This window comes from Streptomyces sp. NPDC127197 (assembly GCF_042672405.1).
Lineage (GTDB): Bacteria > Actinomycetota > Actinomycetes > Streptomycetales > Streptomycetaceae > Streptomyces > Streptomyces flavusporus.
This window is the reverse complement of the sequence record NZ_JBHXVG010000008.1, coordinates 60,632-81,081: the sequence shown is the minus strand read 5'-3', so window position 1 is coordinate 81,081 and position 20,450 is coordinate 60,632. Positions and strand designations below refer to the sequence as shown.

19 protein-coding genes, 1 other RNA gene and 5 pseudogenes are annotated in these 20,450 nt (G+C 71.0%); 15 read left to right on the top strand and 10 right to left on the bottom strand.

Annotated elements, in window-relative coordinates; all coding sequences use genetic code 11:
• Positions 1–2: 2 nt before the first annotated feature.
• Positions 3–1,439, top strand: coding sequence for an RNB domain-containing ribonuclease (locus ACFVJQ_RS15040; RefSeq protein WP_385783966.1), 1,437 nt, complete (start codon positions 3–5; stop codon positions 1,437–1,439).
• Here ACFVJQ_RS15040 and ACFVJQ_RS15035 read toward each other — a convergent pair.
• Together ACFVJQ_RS15035 and ACFVJQ_RS15030 are read right to left on the bottom strand one after the other, a co-directional pair.
• A pseudogene (locus ACFVJQ_RS15035) lies at positions 1,390–1,920 on the bottom strand (hypothetical protein); the annotation flags it as partial. The gene ACFVJQ_RS15040 and the pseudogene ACFVJQ_RS15035 sit on opposite strands and share 50 nt — an antisense overlap.
• Before the next feature lie 3 nt (positions 1,921–1,923).
• Positions 1,924–2,371 (bottom strand): annotated as a pseudogene (locus ACFVJQ_RS15030) (MerR family transcriptional regulator); the annotation flags it as partial.
• 163 nt (positions 2,372–2,534) lie between these two features.
• Between ACFVJQ_RS15030 and ACFVJQ_RS15025 the strand changes: the two are divergent.
• The 4 genes and pseudogenes from ACFVJQ_RS15025 (at position 2,535) to rnpB (ending at position 5,303) form a co-directional block, all read left to right on the top strand.
• The gene (locus ACFVJQ_RS15025) at positions 2,535–3,113 is read left to right on the top strand and encodes a Uma2 family endonuclease (protein ID WP_385783963.1); all 579 of its coding nucleotides are present in this window, start codon (positions 2,535–2,537) and stop codon (positions 3,111–3,113) included.
• Between the two features lie 44 nt (positions 3,114–3,157).
• Positions 3,158–3,985 (top strand): AraC family transcriptional regulator, encoded by an 828-nt coding sequence (locus ACFVJQ_RS15020; protein WP_385783960.1) that lies wholly within the window; start codon positions 3,158–3,160, stop codon positions 3,983–3,985.
• A 19-nt stretch (positions 3,986–4,004) separates the two neighbouring features.
• Positions 4,005–4,784, top strand: a pseudogene (locus tag ACFVJQ_RS15015) (DMT family transporter); the annotation flags it as partial.
• Between the two features lie 115 nt (positions 4,785–4,899).
• Positions 4,900–5,303: RNase P RNA component class A (rnpB, locus tag ACFVJQ_RS15010), an RNA gene on the top strand.
• Between the two features lie 66 nt (positions 5,304–5,369).
• On the opposite strand, the gene ACFVJQ_RS15005 is transcribed toward rnpB, so the two are convergent.
• Positions 5,370–5,855, bottom strand: coding sequence for an ATP-binding protein (locus ACFVJQ_RS15005; protein ID WP_385783957.1), 486 nt, complete (start codon positions 5,853–5,855; stop codon positions 5,370–5,372).
• Positions 5,856–5,998: 143 nt separating this feature from the next.
• On the opposite strand from ACFVJQ_RS15005, the pseudogene ACFVJQ_RS15000 reads away from it, so the two are divergent.
• Together ACFVJQ_RS15000 and ACFVJQ_RS14995 are read left to right on the top strand one after the other, a co-directional pair.
• Positions 5,999–6,855 (top strand): annotated as a pseudogene (locus ACFVJQ_RS15000) (Scr1 family TA system antitoxin-like transcriptional regulator).
• Positions 6,852–7,040 (top strand): DUF397 domain-containing protein, encoded by a 189-nt coding sequence (locus ACFVJQ_RS14995; protein ID WP_385511943.1) that lies wholly within the window; start codon positions 6,852–6,854, stop codon positions 7,038–7,040. The pseudogene ACFVJQ_RS15000 and the gene ACFVJQ_RS14995 overlap by 4 nt, the downstream one beginning before the upstream one ends.
• Positions 7,041–7,095: 55 nt before the next feature.
• Here ACFVJQ_RS14995 and ACFVJQ_RS14990 read toward each other — a convergent pair whose 3' ends face one another.
• On the bottom strand, positions 7,096–7,563 hold the full coding sequence (locus ACFVJQ_RS14990) for a MerR family transcriptional regulator (protein ID WP_385783954.1): 468 nt from the start codon (positions 7,561–7,563) through the stop codon (positions 7,096–7,098).
• Here ACFVJQ_RS14990 and ACFVJQ_RS14985 point away from each other — a divergent pair.
• Both ACFVJQ_RS14985 and ACFVJQ_RS14980 read left to right on the top strand, forming a co-directional pair.
• The gene (locus ACFVJQ_RS14985; RefSeq protein WP_385783952.1) at positions 7,526–8,092 is read left to right on the top strand and encodes an RBBP9/YdeN family alpha/beta hydrolase; all 567 of its coding nucleotides are present in this window, start codon (positions 7,526–7,528) and stop codon (positions 8,090–8,092) included. The two genes, ACFVJQ_RS14990 and ACFVJQ_RS14985, sit on opposite strands and share 38 nt — an antisense overlap.
• Before the next feature lie 119 nt (positions 8,093–8,211).
• A pseudogene (locus ACFVJQ_RS14980) lies at positions 8,212–8,669 on the top strand (RrF2 family transcriptional regulator).
• A gap of 72 nt (positions 8,670–8,741) precedes the next feature.
• Here ACFVJQ_RS14980 and ACFVJQ_RS14975 read toward each other — a convergent pair.
• The 4 genes from ACFVJQ_RS14975 to ACFVJQ_RS14960 all read right to left on the bottom strand — a co-directional run bounded on the left by ACFVJQ_RS14975 (position 8,742) and on the right by ACFVJQ_RS14960 (position 11,386).
• Positions 8,742–9,179, bottom strand: a complete 438-nt coding sequence (locus tag ACFVJQ_RS14975; RefSeq protein ID WP_385783949.1) for a hypothetical protein — start codon at positions 9,177–9,179, stop codon at positions 8,742–8,744.
• Positions 9,176–10,312: a molybdopterin-dependent oxidoreductase gene (locus ACFVJQ_RS14970; protein WP_385783946.1), complete on the bottom strand. Its 1,137-nt coding sequence runs from the start codon at positions 10,310–10,312 to the stop codon at positions 9,176–9,178. The genes ACFVJQ_RS14975 and ACFVJQ_RS14970 overlap by 4 nt, the downstream gene beginning before the upstream one ends.
• 80 nt (positions 10,313–10,392) lie before the next feature.
• Entirely contained in the window at positions 10,393–10,761 is a 369-nt protein-coding gene (locus tag ACFVJQ_RS14965; protein WP_385783943.1) for a MazG-like family protein, read from the bottom strand.
• 52 nt (positions 10,762–10,813) lie between these two features.
• Positions 10,814–11,386, bottom strand: coding sequence for a DoxX family protein (locus ACFVJQ_RS14960; protein ID WP_385511933.1), 573 nt, complete (start codon positions 11,384–11,386; stop codon positions 10,814–10,816).
• Between the two features lie 165 nt (positions 11,387–11,551).
• Here ACFVJQ_RS14960 and ACFVJQ_RS14955 point away from each other — a divergent pair, with 165 nt between their 5' ends.
• Together ACFVJQ_RS14955 and ACFVJQ_RS14950 are read left to right on the top strand one after the other, a co-directional pair.
• On the top strand, positions 11,552–11,878 hold the full coding sequence (locus tag ACFVJQ_RS14955; protein ID WP_385511932.1) for a nuclear transport factor 2 family protein: 327 nt from the start codon (positions 11,552–11,554) through the stop codon (positions 11,876–11,878).
• 64 nt (positions 11,879–11,942) lie between these two features.
• Positions 11,943–12,929 carry an aldo/keto reductase gene (locus tag ACFVJQ_RS14950; protein ID WP_385511930.1) on the top strand — a complete coding sequence of 329 codons (987 nt, stop codon included), beginning with the start codon at positions 11,943–11,945 and terminating at the stop codon, positions 12,927–12,929.
• A gap of 264 nt (positions 12,930–13,193) precedes the next feature.
• Here ACFVJQ_RS14950 and ACFVJQ_RS14945 read toward each other — a convergent pair whose 3' ends face one another.
• Positions 13,194–13,964 (bottom strand): SDR family oxidoreductase, encoded by a 771-nt coding sequence (locus ACFVJQ_RS14945; protein WP_385783940.1) that lies wholly within the window; start codon positions 13,962–13,964, stop codon positions 13,194–13,196.
• 142 nt (positions 13,965–14,106) lie between these two features.
• On the opposite strand from ACFVJQ_RS14945, the gene ACFVJQ_RS14940 reads away from it, so the two are divergent.
• Positions 14,107–15,747 (top strand): alkaline phosphatase D family protein, encoded by a 1,641-nt coding sequence (locus ACFVJQ_RS14940; RefSeq protein WP_385783937.1) that lies wholly within the window; start codon positions 14,107–14,109, stop codon positions 15,745–15,747.
• Here ACFVJQ_RS14940 and ACFVJQ_RS14935 read toward each other — a convergent pair.
• Positions 15,734–16,768, bottom strand: coding sequence for a Gfo/Idh/MocA family protein (locus tag ACFVJQ_RS14935; protein ID WP_385783934.1), 1,035 nt, complete (start codon positions 16,766–16,768; stop codon positions 15,734–15,736). The genes ACFVJQ_RS14940 and ACFVJQ_RS14935 overlap by 14 nt on opposite strands.
• A 116-nt stretch (positions 16,769–16,884) precedes the next feature.
• Here ACFVJQ_RS14935 and ACFVJQ_RS14930 point away from each other — a divergent pair, with 116 nt between their 5' ends.
• From ACFVJQ_RS14930 to ACFVJQ_RS14920, 3 genes are all read left to right on the top strand, one after another.
• Entirely contained in the window at positions 16,885–18,180 is a 1,296-nt protein-coding gene (locus ACFVJQ_RS14930; protein WP_385511922.1) for a multidrug effflux MFS transporter, read from the top strand.
• A complete protein-coding gene (locus ACFVJQ_RS14925; RefSeq protein WP_385783930.1) occupies positions 18,132–19,307 on the top strand; it encodes a serine hydrolase domain-containing protein in 1,176 nt (391 codons plus the stop codon). Before ACFVJQ_RS14930 ends, ACFVJQ_RS14925 begins: the two co-directional genes overlap by 49 nt.
• A 112-nt stretch (positions 19,308–19,419) precedes the next feature.
• Positions 19,420–20,412, top strand: coding sequence for a small ribosomal subunit Rsm22 family protein (locus ACFVJQ_RS14920; RefSeq protein ID WP_385511918.1), 993 nt, complete (start codon positions 19,420–19,422; stop codon positions 20,410–20,412).
• Positions 20,413–20,450 lie beyond the last annotated feature (38 nt).

Here is a 20,450-nt window from a genome sequence, read left to right as displayed (position 1 = left end):
GTATGCCCCGCCGCCACATCCGCGTGACCGGCGCCCCCGACACCCCCCTCCGGGCCGCCCTCGCCGCGCTGCGTGCCGAGCTCGGTGTGTCCGACGGTTTCCCGGCCGAGGTCCTCGCCGAGGCCGAACGGGCGGCCAAGGCCCCCGCACTGCCGTCCTACGACGCCACCGACATCCCCTTCCTCACCATCGACCCTCCCACCGCCACCGACCTCGACCAGACACTCCACCTGTCCCGGCAGGGCACCGGCTACCGCCTCCGGTACGCCATCGCGGACGTCGCCGCCTTCGTCGTACCCGGCGGCCCGCTCGACGCGGAGACCCACCGGCGGGTGATGACCCTGTACTTCCCGGACGAGAGGATTCCGCTGCACCCGGCGGTCCTCGGCGAGGGCGCCGCGAGCCTGCTGCCGGGACAGCCCCGCCCCGCCGTGCTGTGGACGATCGACCTCGACGCGGACGGCCGTACGCTCGCCGTCGACGTCCGCCGCGCCCTCGTCCGCAGCCGGGCCAGGCTCGACTACGCGGGCGTGCAGCGGGAGATCGACGCGGGGACCGCCGAGGAGCCGCTCGTCCTGCTGAAGACCGTCGGGCTGCTGCGCGAGCGGCTGGAGATCGAGCGCGGCGGCATCTCGCTGGGCGTGCCCGAGCAGGAGATCGTCGAGCGGGACCACACCTACGAACCGGCCTACCGCGCCCCGCTCCCCGCCGACGGCTGGAACGCGCAGATCTCCCTGCTCACCGGTATGGCCGCGGCCGACCTGATGCTCTCCTACGGCACCGGCGTCCTGCGCACCCTGCCCGCCGCCCCCGACGGCGCCGTCGGCCGCCTCCGCCGCACCGCGCACGCCCTGCACATCGACTGGCCGCACCACGTCTCGTACGCCGAACTGGTCCGCTCCCTCGACCCGCACGACCCCCGCCATGCGGCCTTCCTGCAGGAGTGCACGACCCTGCTGCGCGGCGCCGGCTACACGGTCTTCCGCAACGGCGCGCTCCCGCCGATCACCACGCACTCCGCCGTCGCCGCGCCCTACACCCACTGCACGGCCCCCCTGCGCCGCCTCACCGACCGGTACGCCGCCGAGATCTGCCTCACCGCCGTCGCCGACCAGGACCCGCCGGACTGGGTGCTCGCCGCGCTCGACGCGCTGCCTGCGCAGATGGCCGAGGGCGCACGGCGGGCGGGCACGGTGGAGCGGCAGTGCGTGGACATCGTCGAGGCCGCGCTGCTCAAGGACCGGGTCGGGGAGGTCTTCACGGGCGTCGTGGTGGACCTGGAGGAACGCCACCCGACCGTCGGGACCGTGCAGTTGGAGTCCCCCGCGGTCATCGGCCGGATCGAGAGCGACCGCCCCCTCCCGCTCGGCGAACGCCTGCAGGTCCGCCTCACCCAGGCAGATCCGGCAGCGGCAAAGGTGCGCTTCGCACCTGCGTGATCTCCGCTACGAGGGTGCCGGCGTCCTCCGCGTACACGCGCACGACGCGCACCTCGTGCCGCCGGCCCAGGAAGGTGGTGTGCGTGAGGGGTTCGGCCAGCTCCAGCGTGACCGTGGTCTGCCCGCCGATCTCGACGTCGAGTTCGCCGTCGGCCTTCCTGTGGGCCGTGCGCAGCTCCCGCCGTACGGCCGCGATCCGGTCCAGCGGTATCCGCAGGTCGAGATGGGCGGCCTTGCGGATCCGCAGTGCTCCGGGCTCCAGCACGTGCGGACGGACCACGGACGCCGCGTGCAGGCCGATGACGATCAGTACGGTGTACACGCCCAGGAACAGCACCACCCGGTGCACGGCCGGCCAGCGGTGCAGCAGCACGGACATCACGACCGTCTCCACCACACACACGTACGCGAACCCGAACAGAACGGCGCGCTGCCCACGCGCATACCCGAAGGCGCGCCCACGGTCGGTGCCGGTCCTCCGGAGAGGCGGCGGTGTCCAGCAGCGCGATAATCTCCCGGTCCTTGGCGGCCATGGGGGAGTCGGAGGCCTGACCCATCCCGGAGAACAGCTCGGCCAGCTCCGGCGACACGGGCCCCTCGTCCGGCAGCAGCTCCGCGTCGAGCAGCGCCCGCAGCCGCGCACGCCGCTCCCGGATCGCCGCCTCCTGCCGGGCCAGATCGGCGTCGAGCTCCTCCAGCACCTCACTCAGGTCCCGCCCCGCGTCGTCCGCGAGCACATCCCGCACCTCGGCGAGCCCGAGCCCCAGCTCCGTCAGCCGCCGGATCCGGGCCAGCACGACGGCGTGCCGCAACGTGTAGTCCCGGTACCCGTTGGACAGCCGCTCCGGCTCGGGCAGCAGGCCCTGGTGGTGGTAGTACCGGACAGTCCGCGTGGTGACGCCGACAGCCGCGGCGAGTTCTCCGATCCGCATGCCTTCAGTAGAGACGTTGACGTTGCGGCAGGGTCAAGCGAACGGCTCGCCGCCTGACGGCGGCGTTGATCGTGTGCCACGATCGAGGGAACGGTTCCCGATCTCACGGACAGGTGATCTTCCGATGTCCCAGTCTGGCGAGCGACCGAAGGAGGGGCGTGACATGACTGCCATGGCCCATGAGCCGCTCACGCAGGAAGAGGTCCTGCTGGAGGGCTTTCTCGCCCTGGACACCCCGGAGGGTTTCCGGGCCGAGCTGATCGAGGGGGAGATCGTTGTGACGCCGCCGCCGGACGGGGAACACGAGAAGTACATCAGCCGGATCGTGAGGCAAGTGATCAAGCGATCCCGGACCGACATGGACTTCTCCGGGAACAAGGGGCTGAGGCTGAAAAGTGGGGAGGCCTGCCCGAAGAATCACGTGGTCCCGGATGTCACCTTCGCGCCCATCGAGCTTGACCTCTTCGGGGGAGCCGGTTCGTGGATGCCCTGCCACGGCGTTGCCATGGTGCTGGAGGTGACGTCCACAAAGCCCCAGGCCGACCGCGAGGCCAAACGCCGTTGCTACGCACGCGGCGGCATCCCTCTCTACCTGCTGGCCGACCGCGACACCTCCCAGATCACCCTCTTCAGCGCCCCGGAGAAGGACGACTACCGCGAGCATTGCACCCTGCCCTTCGGTAAACCGCTGGTCCTCCCCGAACCGTTCGCCTTCGAGCTGGAGACGGCGGACTTTCTCTGAGCCCCTGCGCGTTACACCACCCTGGGATCCCAGGGGAGTGTGACATGAACGAACGAGAACAGGCCAGTTGGACCAGGGCACGACTGGGCCGCAGCGGCCCGCCCCTCGACCTGCTCACCGCCCGCTTCGCCCGGCACGTCTACGCCCCGCACGCCCATGAGGAGCTCACCGTCGGTGTCACCGTCGGCGGCCTTGAGGTGATTGCCTACCGCGGCGGCCGTATCCACTCCGGCCCGGGCTCCATCGTCGTCCTCGAACCCGGCGAGATGCACACGGGCGGCCCCGCCGCCCCCGACGGCTACGCCTACCGCGCCCTGTACGCGGACCCGTCCCTGCTGGGCGACGGCACCGTCGGCGGCATCCCGCACTTCCGCGAGCCCGTCCTCGACGACCCGGAACTCGCCCGTGCCCTACGCGCCGCGCACACGGACATCGCCCGCTGCCCCGACCCGCTGGAGGCCGAGTCCCGCCTGCCCTGGCTGCTCACGGCCCTGGCCCGCCGCCACTCCACGGCCCGCGCGACCGACGACATCGTCCCCGGCGCCGATCGCATCGCCCACGCCGTACGCGACCGCCTCGCCGACGAACTCCTCGCACCCCCCTCCCTGGCCGACCTCGCCGCCGAACTGGGCCTGTCCCGCTACCAGCTCCTACGGGCCTTCCGCACGACGATGGGGATACCGCCGTACGCCTGGCTGGCCCAGTACCGGGTGCACCGGGCCCGCCGCCTGCTGGAGTCCGGGCTGCGCCCGGCGGAGGTCGCGGGCCTGGTCGGCTTCGCGGACCAGGCGCACCTGACCAGGTGGTTCCGCCGCGTACTGGCGGTGACGCCGGCGGCGTACCGCAACAGCGTTCAAGACACCGGGACCTGAGGGCGCCGACACTCACCGCATGACTGCACGCGGCTGGTTCCTGTTCTCCCTCATGGGAGTGGTCTGGGGCATCCCCTACCTCTTGATCAAGGTGGCGGTGGACGAGATGTCCCCGTCGATGGTGGTCTTCACGCGGTGCGCGTTGGGCGCGGCGCTTCTGCTCCCGTTCGCCCTCCGCCAAGGAGGCCTGACCCGCACGGTACGGGCGCACTGGAAGCCCATGCTGGCCTTCGCGTGCATCGAGATCATCGGCCCCTGGTGGACCCTGACCGACGCCGAGCGCCATCTGTCCAGCTCCACGGCGGGCCTGCTGATCGCAGGCGTGCCGATCGTCGGCGTGGTCCTGGCCCGCTTCTTCGGCGCGGCGGAACGGCTGGGCGCCCGCCGCATCACGGGCTTGTCCCTGGGCCTGGCAGGAGTGGCGGTCCTGACCGCCCCCCACCTGACGGGCGGCGACGCGCGCTCCCTGGCGGAGGTGCTGGTGACGGTGCTGGGCTACGCGACGGCTCCCCTGATAGCCGCCCGCCACCTGAAGGACGTCCCGTCCCTCCACCTCATAGCCCCCTGTCTGACCCTGTCGGCGCTGGTCTACGCCCCCGCGGCGGCGGCCACCTGGCCCGCGGAGATGCCGTCCACGCAGGCCCTGGCCGCCCTGGTGGCCCTGGGCGTGATCTGCACAGCGATAGCCTTTGTCGCGTTCCTGGAACTGATCAAGGAGGCGGGCCCGACCAGGGCCACGGTGATCACGTACGTGAACCCGGCGGTTGCGGTGACGGCGGGAGCCGTCTTCCTGAACGAGCCCCTGACGGCCTCGATCGCGGTCGCCTTCGCCCTGATCCTGACGGGCTCGGTCCTGGCCACGGCTGCCGGTCCGACGAAGCGCACACGCCCGGTACCATGGTCGACACGGCAGACGAGCCGGGCGGACGGCCGCGTGGAGTCCCCTTAGCGGGGCTTCCCGAGGAACGTCCGGGCTCCACAGGGCAGGGTGGTGGCTAACGGCCACCCGGGGTGACCCGCGGGACAGTGCCACAGAAAGCAAACCGCCGGGGGCTTCGGCCCTCGGTAAGGGTGAAACGGTGGTGTAAGAGACCACCAGTGCCCAGGGTGACCTGGGCAGCTAGGTAAACCCCACCCGGAGCAAGGTCAAGAGGGGACACCCCGGTGTCCCTGCGCGGACGCTCGAGGGCTGCCCGCCCGAGTCCGCGGGTAGACCGCACGAGGCCGGTGGCAACGCCGGCCCTAGATGGATGGCCGTCGCCTCCGAGCCCGTGAGGGCTCGGAGGAACAGAACCCGGCGTACAGCCCGACTCGTCTGCCACTGGGGCTCCGACCTGAGCTCACGGTGACGGGTTGCCGGACCTCAATCGCTCGGTGCATGGCCTCACGTTGTCTGTGGAGCCGCTCCACCATCTTGAGCTGCGGTGGATGCGGAAGCGGCGATCACTGGGCAGGGAAGTGCGATCTCCGCCCCCACGACCTTGCCGGATGGTGGCCATGGCTCACTGCCCCACCGGGCAGTGAGCGCGTCGACGAGGAGTAGCCCGCGGCCTGTCTCGTCGATGGCACTGGCGGTATGACAGCTCACGGGCCGACGGTCGCCTCGCGGGTCGGCCACTTCGATACGGAGCGTGTCCGAGGCCTCGACGGCGAGCGAGACCCGGAACCCGCGGCCCTTCACATGCCCGTGGGCAACCGCGTTCGCCGCCAACCCGGCGACAACCAGCGTCGCGGACTCGCTCACCGCGCAGCTCGGCGGCCAGCCCCACTCCTCGAGCTGATGCACAGTCATCAGCCGGGCAAGGCGAGCGCCGCGACGCGTGGCGCTGAGGAGCTGGGTGAAGTGCCGGGTGGAGATTTCTGACTTCATGTCACTGAGCGTGGCTGACGCGCTCTACCCTGACCAGGGAGTCATTCGGTACGCAGGGTGTGCGTACCGGTACGGACGGTTTCCTGTACGGGGTGTCGGCCGTGACTTGGTGAGGTGTGTGCGACAGCAGGGCGGGTGTCGGGATGACTGTGACGGAGCCGCAGGAGACGTATGACGAGGGTGAGCAGGCCGGCGACCTGAACCGGGCGATCGGCAAGCAGGTCAAGGTACTCAGGGAGCGAGCCGGGCTTACGCAGAAGGAGTTGGGGGACCGGCTCGGATACAGCGGGACCTGATCTCGTCGCTGGAGCGGGGGAGACGGACGCCGCAGCGGGAGTTCCTGGAGGTGGCCGATGAACTGCTGGATGCCGGTGGGCTGCTCAAGGCCACGATCGAGGATGTGGAGAACGCCAAGGCGAAAGCGAGGGTTCGGCATCCGGCCTGGTTCAGGGACTACGCGCGGTTGGAGCGCGAAGCGGTCGAGATCAACTTCTACAACAACCATGACGTCCCTGGCCTGTTGCAGACTGAGCGGCGGACGCGGGCGCTCTACGAGATGCGCAAGCCGCTACTCAGCGAGGACATCATCGTGCAGCGGGTGGCTTCCCGGTTGGACCGGCAGGAAATCCTGACGCGTTGGCCTCCTCCCATGGTGACGGCCGTAATCGAGGAAGTGGTGCTGCGGCGGCCCATCGGTGGTCCGGATGTTCACAAGGAGCAGCTTGAGCAGCTGATCAAGCTTGGGCGACTGCGCAATGTGGAGCTTCAGGTGATGCCGACGGACCGGGTAGAGCATGCCGGGATGGGTGGCGCATTCGTCCTCCTGACCCCGAAGGGAAAGCCGCAGGCGGGATACACGGAGGCGCAGAACAGCAGCCGACTGATCACCGATCCCGAGGAAGTCCGTATCCTGGCCGCACGGTACGGCAGCATCAGGGCCCAGGCGCTCACGCCCAGGGAGTCCTTGGACCTGATGGAGGACATGCTGGGGGAACGATGAACGAGCCTGCGCGACTCGCCTGGTTCAAGAGCAGCTACAGCGGCAACGAGGGCGGCGAATGCCTGGAGGTCGCTGCAACTGCCCGCACCGTCCACGTCCGCGACTCCAAGGCTCCTGCCCGTGCCCAACTCGCTTTCTGCCGCGCGGAGTGGACCGTGTTCTTGGAGTTTGCGGCCGGACGCTGACGTACAACGAGGGGGCTACGAACGAGCAGTTCGTAGCCCCCTCGATACGTTTTGTTCAGACTAGGCCCCTCTCCAGCGCATCACGCCGGATCTCGATCAGTCGTCGTTGTGTGTCACGGAGTTCGGCTTGTCTGGCGTCGAGCCGTCTGGCCAAGGCATCCAGCTCGGCTCGTAGGTCGGGGCACATCTCCAGGGTTGTGCCGTGATCGCCGGTGCGAGCGCAGTCGAAGTACCGCTGGATGGTCGAGGTGCCCAAGCCGGCAGAGATCATCGTCTTGATCTGGGCTACGCGAGTGACATCGGACTCGGCGTAGTCCCGGTACCCGCTGCTGTTGCGAGCCGGGACCAGTAGTCCTCGGTCCTCGTAGTGGCGTAGCGCTCGCGCGCTCACCCCGGTCAGCTCGGCGAGTTCGCCGATCAGCACCGTCACTTCCTCCTCATCGGCTTGACCTTCACGCTGACGTGAACCCATACGGTCCTGCGGCATGACAACAGGAACAACCCAGCGGCGTGCCTCGATCATCCACGGCTACGGTGCATCCCCCGGAGATCACTGGTTCGGCTGGCTGGGCGAGCAACTCAACGCGGACGGCATCCCGACCACGATCCCGGCACTTCCGAACCCACGAGACCCAGACCCCGCACAGTGGACGGAGGCCGTGCGCGCCGACTTGGGAACCCCTGACGAGAACTCGATCATCGTCGCGCACAGCCTGGGCTGTCTGACGGTGCTGCGTTATCTGCGAACACTTCCGGACCCTTGGCACCTTGGCACCCTCGTGCTGGTCTCCGGATTCGTTGACCAACTGCCCGCGCTCCCGGAACTGAACTCCTACATCGGGGACGGCTGCGACGTGGAGGAGCTCAGCAACCACGTCCGTCGACTCACGATCATCCGGTCGGACGCAGACCCGTACGTCCCCCGTGGTCACACCGACCGGCTTGCCAGCCTGCTCGGAGTCTCTGCAGAGGTGGTCCCCGGAGCCGGTCACTTCCTCGCTTCTGACGGCGTCACATCACTGCGCGAAGTTCTTGAAGCGATCGCGCCTTGATGGGGAGAAATGAGCTGCACGGCAACGCCCGCTGTCCGTTGCAGGACGCCGACGTCCCGTGGAGAGATGCCGCACCCGGTCGAGCCGGCGCCCCAGGTTGCCGTGGGATACTTCGCGGCATGCGGATCTCGGCGAGGGCGGACTACGCGGTGCGCGCTGCACTGGAGTTGGCCGCGGCGGGTAACGACGCCTCGCTCAAGGCCGAGGCGATCGCCTCGACGCAGGGTATCCCGCACAAGTTCCTTGAGTGCATCCTGGGCGACCTCCGCCGGGGAGGTCTCGTGATCAGTCAGCGGGGCGGGAAGGGCGGCTATCGGCTCGCCGTCCGGCGGAATCGATCGCCATCGCGGACGTGATCCGCGTGGCGGACGGCCCCCTGGTCTCGGTGCGGGGAGTACGCCCGCCCGAGCTCTCGTACGGCGGTCCCGCGGAGTCGCTGCTGCCGCTGTGGATCGCGGTACGCGCCAACGTCCGCAAGATCCTCGGCGAGGTCACCCTGGCCCACGTGGCTGCCGCCCAGCTGCCCGACGAGGTCCTGAGCCTCGCGGAGGACCCCGAGTCCTGGACGAATCCCTGATCGACGTCTCGGTCGCGCAGCCTCTGGCGGTCTCACGCGACGACCAGGCGGGTCCCCGCGCACCCGAGTTCGTCACCTCCCTGCGCGGCGCTGTCGGCGCGACCGGCGACACTTCAGCACCCAGGCCACGGGGACCGCGACGGCGAGGGTGAGCGCGAGGGCCATGGACGACGAGACCCAGTAGTCCCGCGGTAGAACCGTCGGGTTCGCCGGCCGCCCGGGGCGGAGGAGCAGCGGTAGGGCGATGAGGGTCAGGCAGCCGCCGGTCAGGAGCGCGCCGCGCAGGATCGGGCATAGGCGCCGGGCGCGGCTGATGAGCAGGCCCAGGAGGAGGACCGTCGGCACCAGGAGTCCGTCGTGCAGCACCACCGCGCCGCCCAGCCACAGCGCCAGCTCCCTGGCGTCCGACACGTCGGGGTGGGTGCGTACGACGAACTGCTGTATGCCGAAGCCGACGGCAGTCAGGCCGGGTACTGCGAGCAGCAAACGCACCACGGTCGTCGACGTCACGCGAGCACCTCCAGCCTCGTGACCCATTTGGTCTGCAGTACGCCGGGCCGGTTGGGCGCGATGATGCGGGCCGGGTAGCCGTGGTCCGGCGTCAGGATCTCGCCGTTGAGGCGGAGGGCGAGCAGGGTCAGGTCGTCGCGGGTGTAGGGGTGGTCCATCTCGGTCACGCCGTAGCCGCCGCGGCGTTGCAGGGAGGCGATCCGCAGGCGGGCGCCGTCGGGGAGGCCGGCCCGGGCCAGGAGGTCCTTGACGCGTACGCCCTCCCAGTGCGCGGACTTGGACCATCCCTCGACGCAGGCGATGGGCAGTTCGACGCGGTGCTGCGGCATCGCACGCAGTTCGTCCAGCGTCAGGTCGTATGACTTGGGTCCCTCCACGTGGAGTCGCCAGGCGCGCACCGCTTCCTCGGTGATGCCCGCGGCCCTCGCGGTCCGGTTGACCGGCAGTCCCTGGGGGCCCACGTCCGGGTCTCTCGGGGCGAGCAGGGCCAGGTCCTTCAGCGGGGTCACGGACTGGCCGGCGGTGAAGAGGGTGACCGCGCCGACCGCGGTGCCCAGGCCGAGCAGCAGGGAGCGGCGGTCGATCTCGTCCTCGATGGCCTGCTCCCGCAACTCGGTCGGTCTGCGGCGCCAGTTCGCCAGGATGACGGGGGCCTTCACCACCAGGTGCAGCAGCAGGGATCCGATGATGACCCAGGCCAGGGCCCAGTGCACCTGGCGGAAGGAGAACGGCCACACGTACCACTGGACCGTGTTGAGCAGGCCCATGAACAGCTCGAGCAGCGTCGCCGCGACCAGGACGGCGATGGACAGGCGCTCCAGTGCGTGGGTCACCGAGCGGACGGGTGGCCAGGCGAACAGGCGGGGGTAGACCGTCCACAGCTTCACCAGGAGGAGTGGTACCGCGGCTGTGCCGCTGATCACGTGCAGGCCCTGGGTGACGCGGTAGCCCGAGACCGGGCGGGTGGGCAGGTGTGCCGACAGCCAGGCGGGCGGTTCCTGGAGGTAGTGGCTGACCGCACCGGTCACGAAGCAGACGAGGACGGCCACCCCGAGGAGGCGGCCCACCACGGTGGCCGTGCGCGGATCGTGCAGCCTGCCTCGAAAACGGGGGAGGAGGGCGGGGAGGTCCATGACGCCATTGCACGCGTCCCGCGCCGCTCATCGGAACCGATTCCGTCTTACGGAACTCTGACGCCGCCCGCGCTCAACGCTCAGGAGACCGGCCCACTCCCCACCGACCGTTCCCACACCCGCCCCAGGTGCTCCGCGAACACCTCCGGCGCATCCGGCGTGAGCGTGCGCAGGGCCACCAGGGCCGTGATGACCACGTCGCACAGTTCGGACTGGACGTCCTCCCAGGTGTGGGTGGTGCCCTTGCGCGGGTTCTGGCCGGTCGCGCCGATCACCGCCTGGGCGACCTCGTCGACCTCCTCGGACAGCTTCAGGATGCGCAGGAGCAGGCCTTCCCGGTCGCCGTGCGCCCGGTTCGCGTCCAGCCACCGCCACAGGTCGTCGATGGAGGTCCACAGGTCGGTGGGGAGTGTCGTGGGCGTGACCTGGTCACTCATGGCGTCATTCATGGCCCGCAGCCTGCCATGGCGGTCGCTTCTCGAGCAGCGCCCCTGCGGTGGGCTACTCGTCGAACGACTCCTCGAACAGCGGGTCCTGGCCGCCCCCCGCCTCCCGCTGCGCCTGCTCCTGCCGCACCCGCTGGTTGCGCATGCCCACCACCACGGCCGTGCCCGCCGCCGCCGCGCCGAGCGCCGCCGGGACCATCCAGCCGCGGTCGAGAATGTGCCCGAGGGCGTGGTCGAGGGAGAGGCGGCCGGGGCCCGCGATGGCGATGCCGGTCGAGGCCAGACCGAGGCTGGCGGCGAACTCGTAGCCACCCTCGGCGTTGAAGAAGCCGCTCGGGGCGTGCACCGCGGACGCGCCCGCCATCCCTCCGGCCGCTGCCGCGCCCGCCGCCGGGGTGGCCAGGCCCAGCGCCAGCAGTGTGCCGCCGCCGAACTCCGCCAGCCCCGCCGCCATGGCACTCGCCTTGCCGGGCTTGTAGCCGACGGACTCGAACCACTGGCCCGTCCCCTCGATCCCGCCCCCGCCGAACCAGCCGAACAGCTTCTGCGCGCCGTGCGCCGCCAGTACCCCGCCGGTGCCCAGCCGGAGCAGCAGCAGTCCCAGATCACGTCGGTCGTAGCAGGTCACGATGACTCCCGGAGCAGACAGCAGGAACAGTTCCCCACCCGGTTTCCCCGATTTTCCCGATTTCCCCGATCTCCCGACCCCACCGTCGCATCCCCGCCACCCGCCCGGCCCTCCCGGGCAGCCGTTCGGGTGGCGGGCCGTGCGGCGCGGTGTGAGTCTGCTGGCATGACGATTCAGCCAGCCAAGCTGAGTGACCCGGCCGTTCGCGCCTTCGTCACCGCTGTCAACGCCCATGACCGGGAGGGCTTCATGACCCTCCTCGCACCCGGCGCGACCATGTCGGACGACGGTGCGGACCGCGACCTCGCCGACTGGATCGACCGGGAGATCTTCTCCTCCCACGGCCACATGGAGGTCGACAACGAGTCGAACGGCGGCCGCTCCCTCATCGCCCGCTACAGCAACGACACCTGGGGCGAGATGCGCACCCGGTGGAGCTTCGTCGTCGAGGACGACGGGAGGATCTCCCGCTTCGAGACCGGGCAGGCGTGAGCGCCCGTACGACGGCCGGAAGGCCTTGTGTTGAAGTGCGCTTCAACTCCTAGCCTTCCGAGGCATGGAGATCACCAGGACACTCGGACGCAGCGGCATCCAGGTCAGCGCTCTCGGTTTCGGCTGCTGGGCGATCGGCGGTGAGTGGCAGGACGCGAGCGGGCAGCCGCTCGGCTGGGGCAGGGTCGACGACGAGGAGTCCGTACGGGCGATCCACCGCGCCCTCGACCTCGGCGTCACCTTCTTCGACACCGCCGACACCTACGGCACCGGCCACAGCGAACGCATCCTCGGGCGCGCCCTCGGCAAACGCCGGGACGACGTCGTCGTCGCCACCAAGTGGGGCAACGTCTTCGACGAGGACACCCGCACCCTCACCGGCGGCGACGACTCCCCGGCGTACGCCCGCCGTGCGCTGACCGCCTCCCTGCGCCGTCTCGACACCGACCACATCGACCTCTACCAGCTCCACCTGTCCGACGCCGACCCCGAAAGGGCCGCCGAACTCCGCGATGTCTGCGAGGAGTTCGTGCGGGAGGGGCTGATCCGGGCGTACGCGTGGAGCACCGACGACCCCGCCCGCGCCGCCGTCTTCGCCGAGGGGGCGCACTGTACGGCCGTACAGCACGCCGCCAATGTGCTGCACGACGCGCCGGAGATGTTCGCCCTGTGCGAGGAGGCCGGCCTGGCCGGCATCATCCGCAGCCCGCTCGCCATGGGCCTGCTCACCGGCCGGCACGCCGGGCGGCCGCGCCTGGAGACCGGGGACATCCGCAGCAGGCCGCCGGCCTGGCTGCAGGGCTTCGCCGCGGGGTCCGGAGCCGATCCGGCATGGCTGGCCCGCGTCGACGCGCTGCGGGACGTTCTCACCAGTGGCGGTCGTACGCTCGCGCAGGGCGCCCTTGCCTGGCTGTGGGCGCGCAGTCCGCGCACCGTGCCGATCCCGGGCTTCCGGTCCGTCGCCCAGGCCGAGGAGAACGCCGGTGCCATGGCCCACGGAGCGCTCACTGCCGAGCAGTTGACGGAGGTGGACCGCATCCTCGGGCGGTGAACCACCCGCCGGTCCTCGATGTACGCGGCGGCTGTTCCACGGCCCCGGTGCGCACCTCGCGGTCCCACGCGAGGTCCACCCCCAACCGGTGCCGTGGAACAGCCGCCGCCTTCCCCCTCGGTGTGGCCGGCGGAAGCTCGACACTCCAAGTGTGAAGTTCCTGTGGAGGGAAGTTGAGCATAAGTCCTCTACCGGCGGCAATGGGGCGGACGGTGAAACTCCGGTTGTGCAGGTTGAGCGTTCACGCGGGTACGGGGTGACGGTTCAGCCGCGTCCCACGTACGGCATCGTCGTCGCCAGCACCGTCGCGAACTGCACGTTCGCCTCCAGCGGCAGCTCCGCCATGTGCCGCACCGTGCGCGCCACATCGGCGACGTCCATCACGGGCTCGGGCCTGACCTCTCCGTCGGCCTGCAGCGCTCCCGTCTGCATCCGCTGCGTCATGTCCGTCGCCGCGTTGCCGATGTCGATCTGTCCGACCGCGATGCGGTACGGCCGCCCGTCCAGCGACAGGGACTTGGTGAGGCCGGTCAGCGCGTGCTTGGTGGCCGTGTAGGCGACGGAGTGCGGGCGGGGCGTATGGGCGGAGATCGAGCCGTTGTTGATGATCCGGCCGCCCTGCGGGTCCTGCTCCTTCATCTGCCGGTACGCCGCCTGCGCGCACAGGAACGCCCCGTTGAGGTTGGTGTCCACCACGTGCCGCCAGGCCTCGTACGGCAGCTCCTCGACCGGGACCCCGCCCGGCCCGAACGTCCCCGCGTTGTTGAACAGCAGGTCCACCCGCCCGAACCGCTCGACGGCGGCCGCGAACAGCGCGGTCACGTCCTGCGGTTGTGACACGTCCGTGCGTACGGCCAGCCAGGTGCCCTCGGGCGCGAGGGCCGCTGTCCCCTCCAGGGTCTCCGGGCGGCGTCCCGCGAGCGCCACCGACCAGCCCGCGCGCAGCAGCTCCACGGCGACCGCACGGCCGATGCCGGAGCCGGCACCGGTCACGACGGCGATCTTCGACTGTGTGGCAGTTTGCTTGGCATTCATGGGCTCGCAGCGTAGGCGAGGGTCCGCCATGCGGAACTCATCTGCCCGCCATCCGAGTGTTGTGTACGTGCCAAGCGCGGGTCGTTCCCGGTGACTCCAATGCCTCTGCATCGAATCGACAGGTTCGTCAGGGGAGGACCGGATGACATCCGCAGCACGCCCGTCACAGCACGACCCCGAGTTCCGCGCAGCCGCCCGGCACATCGGTCGCCGTCGCTTTCTGACCGTCGCCGGGGCGGCGGCCGCGCTCGCGTTCGCGGTGAACCTGCCCACCGCGGGCATCGCCGGCGCCGCCGAACTCGACGCCGCACGGATCACCGACGACCCGTTCACCCTCGGCGTCGCCTCCGGCGACCCCCTGCCCGAATCCGTCCTGCTGTGGACCCGCCTCGCGCCCGCCCCGTACCAACCCGACGGCGGCCTGCCGGCCGAACGCGTCACCGTGCACTGGGAACTGGCCCGCGACGAGAACTTCCGCCGCCCCGTGAGACGCGGCACCACCACCGCCCACCCCGAGTTCCACCACACCGTGCACGTCGAGGTCGGCCACCTCGAACCCGGCCGCGTCTACTACTACCGCTTCCGGGCGGGCAGTTGGGTGAGCCCGACCGGCCGTACCCGCACCGCGCCGTCCACCCGCGACCAGGTCGCCGCCCTGAAGCTCGCCGCCGTTTCGTGTCAGGCGTACCACGACGGCTACTTCACCGCCTACGGCCATCTCGCCCAGGACGACGTGGACGTGGTGTTCCACCTCGGCGACTACCTGTACGAGTACGCGGTCAACGCGGTCGGCGGCCAGCGGAACTACACCGACCGGACCCTCCCGGCCCACTTCAACCGCGAGACGGTGACCCTGGAGGACTACCGGCTCCGGTACGCCCTCTACAAGACCGACCCCGACCTGCGCGCCGCGCACGCCGCGCACCCCTTCGTCGTCACCTGGGACGACCACGAGACCGAGAACAACTACGCGGACGACATCCCCGAGAACGACGTCCCCCCGGAGGAGTTCCTGCTGCGCCGCGCCTCCGCCTACCGCGCCTACTGGGAGAACCAGCCGCTGCGCCGCCCGCAGCTCCCCGACGGCCCCGACATGCAGCTCTACCGCCGCCTGCACTGGGGCCGGCTCGCCCAGTTCGACGTCCTCGACACCCGCCAGTACCGCTCCAACCAGGCCTACGGCGACGGCTCCGACGTCCCCGGGCCCGAGATCGACGACCCGACCCGCACGATGACCGGCGAGACACAGGAGCGGTGGCTGCTCGACGGCTGGCGGCAGTCGCGGGCGCTGTGGAACGTCGTACCGCAGCAGGTCGTCTTCTCCCAGCGCAAGTTCGACCTGACGGAGCCGTCGCGGGTGTCGATGGACGCCTGGGACGGCTACCGGCCCTCGCGCCGCCGGGTGCTGGACGGCGCGAAGGCGGCAGGCATCGAGAACCTGATGGTGCTCACCGGTGACGTGCACGTCGGCTACGCCTTCGACATCAAGGACGACTTCGACGACCCGGCCTCACCGACGGTGGGCACCGAGATCGTCGCCACGTCGATCGCCAGCGGGCGGGACGGCGCCGAGAAGCCGGCCAACTGGAACACGTACATGACGGCCAACCCGCACCTGAAGTTCTACAACGGGCGGCGGGGTTACGTGACCGTCGCGCTCGAGCAGGAGCAGGCCCGGGCCGACTTCAGGACGGTGCCGTACGTGACCACGCCCGGGGCGCCGGTCACGACGGCCGCGTCCTTTGTGACTCAGGTGGGGGAGCCGGGGCTCAGGCAGGTGTGAGCTGCGGCTCGTCCGCCTGGTCGGGATGCTCGCCGGGGTAGCGGACGCCGATGCGGTCACGGATCGCGTCGAGCGTCCGCATCACGGCGAGTGTGCCGTCGAGCGGGACGAGGGGGGACTCGGTCTCGCCGGCGCGCAGGGCCCGCATCACCTCGCGGGCCTCGTGCTTGAGGCTGTTGTGCGGGTCGGCGGCCGGGTCGTGGCCGAACTCCTCGGGGGCGCGGCCGGTGCGGTGCAGGACGAAACGGTCGGGGTGGAAGAAGCCGTACGGGATGTCGATCCGGCCGTGCGAGCCGGTGACCGAGGCGGCGACGGGCGTCCCGCCGACAATGGAGCAGTGCACCGAAGCGAGAGCGCCGCTCTCCCACGAGAGCAGTGCTCCCGTCTGGAGATCAACGCCCTCGTCGGAGAGCACCGCTCTCGCCGTGATGTCCGACGGCTCGCCGAGCAGCAGCTGCGCGAAGGAGACCGGGTAGACGCCGAGGTCCAGCAGCGCGCCCCCGCCCTGCTGCGGATCCCGCAGCCGGTGCTCGGGCGGGAAGGGTCCCGACAGTCCGAAGTCCGCCTGAATGCTGCGCACTTCGCCGATCGCCCCGTCGTCCACCAGCGCCTTCAGCCGCCGCACCAGTGGATTGCAGTACATCCACATGGCTTCCATCAGGAAGCTCCCGCGTTCCCGCGCCAGCGCGACCAGTTCCTCCGCCTCGCGCACGTTCAGCGTGAACGCCTTCTCGCACAGCACGTTCCGCCCCGCCGCCAGACACAGACCCGCGGCCTCCCGGTGCGCCGCGTGCGGAGTGGCGACGTACACGACATCGACGCCCTCGTCTCGCGCCAGGGACTCCCAGTCGCCGTACGCCCGGGGGATCCCGAACCGCTCCGCGAACGCCTTCGCCGAGCCTGAAGTCCGCGAGGCCACCGCCACCACCTCCGCGTCCGGCAGATCCACCAGATCCGCCGTGAACGCCGCCGCGATCCCACCCGTCGCCAGGATCCCCCACCGCACGCTGTCCGCCGTCATGCTCGCCCCGCCCTCGTTCCCGTTTGATCTTGTTCGTTCTCGTTTGATGTCGCCAGGCACTGTGTTCGAACTGAGAGCATAGGGAGCTGACTGGTTCAGGTAAGAGGGAGGGGCACATGTCCGAAGGCGGGGCACCGATACCGGATCTTTCACAGGCGGCCGCACCGACGATGCGGCCGCCCGTTCGTGCACTGCGCCGCACCGGACTGCTCGTCACGCTCATCCTCGGCGGGCTCACCGCCGTCCCGCCGCTGTCCATGGACATGTACCTCCCCGCCATGCCGGAGGTCACCGAGTCCCTGCACGCGCCCGCCGCGACCGTGCAGCTCACGCTCACCGCCTGCCTGGCCGGCATGGCGTTCGGGCAGCTGGTCGTCGGCCCGATGAGCGACCGGTGGGGCCGCCGGCGGCCGCTGCTGACCGGACTCGCCGTGTACATCGTCGCCACCGCCCTGTGCGCGGTGGCGCCCACCGTCGAGTCGCTGGTCGCCTTCCGGCTGGCGCAGGGCCTCGCCGGCGCGGCCGGGATCGTGATCGCGCGGGCGGTCGTACGCGACCTGTACGACGGCGTGGCCATGGCCCGCTTCTTCTCCACCCTCATGCTGATCTCCGGCGTCGCCCCGATCGTCGCGCCGCTCATCGGCGGGCAGATCCTGCGGGTGACGGACTGGCGGGGCGTGTTCGTGGTCCTCACGGCCGTCGGGGTGCTGCTCGCCGGGGTCGTCTGGTTCCGGCTCCCGGAGACCCTCCCGCCCGCCGAACGCCACCGCGGCGGCGTCGGCGAGGCCCTGCACTCGATGCGCCGGCTCCTCGCCGACCTGCCCTTCACCGGCTACATGCTCGCCGGCGGCTTCGCCTTCGCCGCGCTGTTCGCCTATGTCTCCGCGTCGCCGTTCGTGATCCAGGAGATCTACGGCGCCTCCCCGCAGACCTTCAGCCTGCTGTTCGGCCTGAACTCCATCGGCCTCGTCGCCGCCGGGCAGATCAACGGCAAGGTGCTGGTCGGCCGGGTCCGCCTCGACCGGGTCCTCGCCCTCGGGCTGACGGTCGTCGTCCTGGCCGCGACCTCGCTGCTGCTGATGTCGGTGGGCGTCTTCGGCGAGGTGGGGCTCGTCCCGGTCTCCGGCGCGCTGTTCGTCCTGATGACCGCGATGGGCTTCACCCTGCCCAACGCCCAGACACTCGCCCTCCTGCGCACCAGGCACTCCGCCGGCTCCGCGTCCGCCCTGCTCGGTACGTCCTCCTTCCTCATCGGCGCCATCGCCTCCCCGCTCGCCGGGATCGGGGGCGAGCACACCGCCGTCCCCATGGCCGTCGTCCAACTGGCCGCAGCCCTGGTGGCGGTGGCCTGCTTCGTGGGATTGTGCCGACCTTGGAACGCGGGTACGGGCGTGGAGGGAGCGGGGAGCTGAGTGCGCCGAGGCTGCGGAGCGGCACACCGGAACGGGCCGGACTCGACCCCGGCGAACTCCGTCTCCTCGTCCGCGACGTCCAGGGTCTGACGACCGGTGAGCGCCCGTGGGCGGCGGGTGCCGTCGTCGTCGCCGGGCGCGGGCCGGTGCTCGCGGTGGAGGAGGCGGCGGGGCACGCCGTGCGGTACGCGGCGTACGACCCGGAGGCCGACGCGGGGGTCGAACTGCCGGCCGCGGACCGGGTGCCGATGACCGTGGACACGCCCTTCGACCTGGCCTCGCTCACCAAGCTGTTCACCGCCGTCGCCGCGGTCCAGCAGATCGAACGCGGCACCCTCGGCATCGACGCGCGCGTGGGCGACTACCTGCCGGACTTCCGCGCCGCCGCCCGGCACGGCGTCACCGTACGGCAGTTGCTCACCCACACCTCCGGGCTGCGGCCCGAACTCCCGCTGTACGACTGCCCGGACGACACCGAGCGGCTGGCGTTGCTGCGCGCGGAGCCGCCGACGGGGAAGCCCGGGGTGTACCGCTACTCCGACCTGAACATGCTGCTGCTCCAGTACGTCCTGGAACGCATCACCGGCCACCCCCTGGACGTCCTCGTACGCGACGGGATCACCCGCCCGCTGGGCATGTCGTCGACACGCTTCGGCCCGTGCCCGGGCGCGGCGGCGACGGAGGACCAGCGCCGGCCGTGGGCGAAGGCCGACCGGGGGATGCTGCGGGGGGTCGTCCACGACGAGAACGCGTGGGCGCTGGGCGGGGTGGCCGGTCACGCGGGACTGTTCGCCACGGGGCGGGACCTGGCGGTGTTCTGCCGGGCGCTGCTGGCGGGGGGTTCGTACGGGCCGGCGCGCATCCTGGGCCCGGATTTCGTGGAGCTGCTGCTGACGCCGCCCGGGCTGGGGTTCGTGCTGGACCAGCCGTGGTTCATGGGGGAGCTGGCGGGGCGGGGAGCGGCCGGGCACACCGGTTTCACGGGGACGTCGCTGGTGCTGGACCGGGCGACGGACACGTTCCTGATCCTGCTCGCGAACACGGTCCACCCCTGCCGCCGCGCCCCGGACAGCCGACCGCGGGCAGCGGCGGGGACGCGGGTGGCTCGGGCGGTGCGGGGGGTGTGAGCGGTGCTCTCGGTGGTGAGCCGCGCCCTCGGCGACGTGCGGCGCGCTCGAATGTGAGCGGTGCTCGCAAAGCGGTGCGCCGCTCCGCCTCACCGCCCCATAGAATCGCCAGGTGAACGCCCCCCAGTCCCCGGCCGAAACCCTCCGTGCCGCCCTCGCCGGGCTGCTCGACGGACTTCCGCCCAGGCAGGCCGCGCAGGCCGTGGAGCGGCTGATCGGCCATTACCGGGGCGCCACCCCGACCGACGCCCCGATCCTCCGGGACCGTGCCGACGTGGCCGCGTACGCCGCGTACCGGATGCCGGCCACCTTCGAGGCGGTGCGCTCGGCGCTGAGGGCGTTCGCGGCGGCCGTGCCCGGGTGGGTGCCCGGCGGGCATGTGGACGTCGGGGGCGGTACCGGCGCCGCGAGCTGGGCCGTCACCGCCACCTGGGGCGGGGTCCGGCCGGTGACCGTGCTGGACTGGGCCGAGCCCGCGCTCGCGCTCGGGCGCGAGGTCGCCGCCGCCAACCCCGCGCTGCGCGACGCCCGCTGGCAGCGCTCTCGTATCGGAGCGGCGCTCACCCTCGAGAGCACTGATCTCGTCACCGTCTCCTACGTCCTCAACGAGCTCACCGCCCCCGACCGCGCCGCCCTCGTCGACGCCACCGCGGCCGCCGCCCAGGCCGTCGTCCTCGTCGAACCCGGCACCCCCGACGGCTACGCCCGCATCATCGACGCCCGCGACCGTCTGATCGCCGCCGGCTTCCACATCGCCGCCCCCTGCCCGCACAGCGCCGCCTGCCCCATCGCCCCCGGCACCGACTGGTGCCACTTCTCGGCACGGGTCAGCCGTTCCTCGCTGCACCGCCAGGTCAAGGGTGGCTCCCTCGCCTACGAGGACGAGAAGTTCAGCTACGTCGCCGCCACCCGTTTCCCGCCCACGCCGGCCCCCTCCCGGGTCGTCCGCAAACCCCAGATCCGCAAGGGTCAGGTCCTCCTCGACCTGTGCGAGACCGACGAACAGCTCCGCAGGACGACCGTCACCAAACGCCACGGCGACCGGTACAAGGCGGCCCGCGACGCCGACTGGGGCGACGCGTGGCCGCCCGTGGAGTCGTCGTAGGCGGGTCGCCTCCTCTGTGACCTGTGACCTGTGACCTG

Coding starts and splice junctions, on each gene's coding strand:
- ACFVJQ_RS14945 (WP_385783940.1), bottom strand. CDS start 13,964: ATGAATGCCAAGCAAACTGCCACACAGTCGAAGATCGCCGTCGTGACC.
- ACFVJQ_RS14930 (WP_385511922.1), top strand. CDS start 16,885: ATGTCCGAAGGCGGGGCACCGATACCGGATCTTTCACAGGCGGCCGCA.
- ACFVJQ_RS14935 (WP_385783934.1), bottom strand. CDS start 16,768: ATGACGGCGGACAGCGTGCGGTGGGGGATCCTGGCGACGGGTGGGATC.
- ACFVJQ_RS15020 (WP_385783960.1), top strand. CDS start 3,158: ATGAACGAACGAGAACAGGCCAGTTGGACCAGGGCACGACTGGGCCGC.
- ACFVJQ_RS14940 (WP_385783937.1), top strand. CDS start 14,107: ATGACATCCGCAGCACGCCCGTCACAGCACGACCCCGAGTTCCGCGCA.
- ACFVJQ_RS14955 (WP_385511932.1), top strand. CDS start 11,552: ATGACGATTCAGCCAGCCAAGCTGAGTGACCCGGCCGTTCGCGCCTTC.
- ACFVJQ_RS14985 (WP_385783952.1), top strand. CDS start 7,526: ATGACAACAGGAACAACCCAGCGGCGTGCCTCGATCATCCACGGCTAC.
- ACFVJQ_RS14970 (WP_385783946.1), bottom strand. CDS start 10,312: ATGGACCTCCCCGCCCTCCTCCCCCGTTTTCGAGGCAGGCTGCACGAT.
- ACFVJQ_RS14995 (WP_385511943.1), top strand. CDS start 6,852: ATGAACGAGCCTGCGCGACTCGCCTGGTTCAAGAGCAGCTACAGCGGC.
- ACFVJQ_RS15040 (WP_385783966.1), top strand. CDS start 3: ATGCCCCGCCGCCACATCCGCGTGACCGGCGCCCCCGACACCCCCCTC.
- ACFVJQ_RS14990 (WP_385783954.1), bottom strand. CDS start 7,563: ATGATCGAGGCACGCCGCTGGGTTGTTCCTGTTGTCATGCCGCAGGAC.
- ACFVJQ_RS15025 (WP_385783963.1), top strand. CDS start 2,535: ATGACTGCCATGGCCCATGAGCCGCTCACGCAGGAAGAGGTCCTGCTG.
- ACFVJQ_RS14950 (WP_385511930.1), top strand. CDS start 11,943: ATGGAGATCACCAGGACACTCGGACGCAGCGGCATCCAGGTCAGCGCT.
- ACFVJQ_RS14965 (WP_385783943.1), bottom strand. CDS start 10,761: ATGAATGACGCCATGAGTGACCAGGTCACGCCCACGACACTCCCCACC.
- ACFVJQ_RS15005 (WP_385783957.1), bottom strand. CDS start 5,855: ATGAAGTCAGAAATCTCCACCCGGCACTTCACCCAGCTCCTCAGCGCC.